The sequence below is a fragment of the Streptomyces sp. rh34 genome (genome assembly GCF_002551245.1).
Lineage (GTDB): Bacteria > Actinomycetota > Actinomycetes > Streptomycetales > Streptomycetaceae > Streptomyces.
The window spans coordinates 1-2,483 of the sequence record NZ_NTGZ01000472.1 but is presented as its reverse complement, the minus strand read 5'-3'; the positions used below and the strand labels follow the sequence as shown (position 1 = coordinate 2,483).

General features: G+C 67.7%; 2 protein-coding genes. One reads left to right on the top strand and one right to left on the bottom strand.

Annotation, left to right across the window (positions count from 1 at the left end; translation table 11 throughout):
- Positions 1-765: 765 nt before the first annotated feature.
- On the bottom strand, positions 766-1,077 hold the full coding sequence (locus CR470_RS37340; RefSeq protein WP_006247389.1) for a putative quinol monooxygenase: 312 nt from the start codon (positions 1,075-1,077) through the stop codon (positions 766-768).
- Positions 1,078-1,184: 107 nt separating this feature from the next.
- Between CR470_RS37340 and CR470_RS37335 the strand changes: the two genes are divergently transcribed.
- On the top strand, positions 1,185-2,126 hold the full coding sequence (locus CR470_RS37335) for a GlxA family transcriptional regulator (RefSeq protein ID WP_020502092.1): 942 nt from the start codon (positions 1,185-1,187) through the stop codon (positions 2,124-2,126).
- Positions 2,127-2,483: the final 357 nt, after the last annotated feature.

The following is a 2,483-nucleotide window of genomic DNA, read 5'->3' as shown; positions in this document are numbered from 1 at the left end:
TCGGATGGATGGCGTAGGAACCTCCATCGTCGGGAGACCTCGACGTCTATCTGCGGACCGACGCGCCCGGCCGACCTACACCCTCATCTGGGAAGAGCCCGCAAAGCCGACGTGATTAGGTCGTCGGTTCGATTCCGACAGGCGGCTCCGGCGAACAGCCCCTGACCTGCGCAAACGCAGGGCAGGGGCGGTTCGGTTCTGGTGGTCGCGCAATGCGCTGGCCTCACGGCTCTGCCCGACACCGACGTCGCTCTCCTCTGCGACGGACCCCTCGCCGGCTGAGCGCTCGCGGCCGGCATCCTGTCCGTGTGCCGATATGCCTCGCTCCGCTCGGCAACGCAGCGTGGCGTTGTGTCGCGACCTGGACGTGCGAGGTGTCAACGGTGCGTCGGCGCAGCGATCGTTGTGTGCGCAGCGAGATGCTCCATGCCGCACGCGCGGCGCGCACGAACGCAACGCCCCGGAACGCCAACGACCCGTCATCGCTGCGACGCGCAACGCGTCTCCCGTCACGGCAACGGATCGCAACCACGACCCGCCCACGGCGCCTCGCGGGACGGAGGGCAAGTTGACACAGTTGCGCTGCCATGGAACCGCGCTGGCTCTCTCGATGACCACCGGTGAAACAGTGCCGCTCCAGGCTTGCGCCTGGTGTTGCCTGGCCTCCTCGTGATCGGCCCGTCGGGGATCGTCAACGTGGTGCGGGTGTCGAGGCGGTCGGGTCCGACGGCTCGGCGGGGCGCGATCGTCTCGTGCGTTGGCGGACTACGGGAGCTTGGACGCGAGGACGTCGGCCGCCAGGATCTCGGGTGCTGCGCCGAGGAGGTGCTGGTTGGCCATCAGGGCTGCGACGATGGCGCCGTTGGCGTGGGCGTCGCGAGCGGCCTCGTCGGGGAATGCATCGAAGATCCAGAAGGTGTCGGCGTGGGTCCTAGCCGCGAACCAGACAATCGTTCCTACTTCTTCGTTGGCGAGTGCGACAGCGCCGGCGAGCAGATCGGCGAGCGCGTCGTGCTGTCCATCGGCCGCGACGATCTTGGCGACGAAGGCATACGGAAGTGATGCGGGTGTGGACATGAGGGGTTCTCCTTGAAGTCGGGGTTCTTCGTGGGGCGAGTTCAGCGTATGACGAGCGAGGGCCGGTGGGGAGTGGCGTATACGGCAGTATTGCTATTGTTCGCGCCATGCGTATCGGACTGATCGCGATCGACGGCTGCTTCGGTTCGGCGGTCGCGTCGGTCATCGACATCGTGCGGGTGGCCGACGGAGCCCGCGGCGATGTCGACCCGCGGATCGACCCGATCGAACTCGCCATCCTCGGACCGAAACGGCGAGTGACCACGACGGCATCGATGACCCTGTCGGTGGACCACCCGCTTTCGGAGTCCGGAGAGTTCGACGTGGTCGTCGTCCCTGCGCTTGGAACCCTCACGGCCGCCGCGACCCACGACGCCCTCCAGAGCCGAGATGCTCGTTCGGTCATCGCCTCACTCGGGCGCCTCGACGACGCGACCACCCGGATCGCCGCGGCGTGCACCGGCGTGTTCGCCGTCGCCGAGACCGGACGGATGCATCATCGGCGGGCGACGACCAGCTGGTTCCTGGGGCCGGAGTTCCTGAAGCGCTATCCGACCGTCGCCCTCGATCTCGACACCATGGTCGTGGTCGACGGGAACCTCGTCACCGCCGGCGCCGCCTTCGCCCACATCGACCTCGCGCTCTCACTCGTGCGATCGATCAGCCCCGACCTGGCCCAACATGTCGCCAAGCTCCTCATCATCGACGAGCGCCCGTCGCAGGCGGCCTTCGTCGCCTACGAACATCTCCGGCACGAGGACCCGATCGTCGTCGAGTTCGAACGCTTCGTGCGCGTCCGCCTGGACGAACCGTTCAACGTCGCCGTCGTCGCGCAGTCGCTCGGCACCAGCCGGCGCACCCTCGAACGACGAGTCCGTGCGGCGCTCAACCTCACTCCGCTCGGCTTCGTCCAACGGCTTCGCATCGAACGAGCTCGGCACCTCTCAGCAACCACGGACCTCACCTCCGCCGAGATCGCGCGACGGGTCGGCTACGCGAACGCCGAGACTCTGCGCTCCCTCCTGCGCAGGGAGCGACGCCGTTCCTGACCTATCGCCATGCCTGTAGCCGGTGTCCTAGCGCTCGGTTGGAACCACCTCTCAGCACGTCGCGTCGACGCTCCTGCGTCGCCCCTGGACGACCCACTCGACACGCCCGCAGCACAGGCCATGTGACGTGCCCCGGCTTCCCGGACGGTCGGGGTTGGGTGGCTGTGATGTCGCTGCGTTCTCGTCGAGGGGGTCAGCAGACCCGATCAGGGTCGATTGGGATGAGCCGCGAAGGCGGTCAGGTCAGGGCGGCCGAACCCGGCCGGCGGGGTAGCGTCGGACACGTCGAGGTCTTTCGGATGGATGGCGTAGGAACCTCCATCGTCGGGAGACCTCGACGTCTATCTGCGGACCGAC

Bases quoted from the DNA above. Each gene is read 5' to 3' on its own strand.
- CR470_RS37335 (WP_020502092.1), top strand. From the start codon at position 1,185: ATGCGTATCGGACTGATCGCGATCGACGGCTGCTTCGGTTCGGCGGTC.
- CR470_RS37340 (WP_006247389.1), bottom strand. From the start codon at position 1,077: ATGTCCACACCCGCATCACTTCCGTATGCCTTCGTCGCCAAGATCGTC.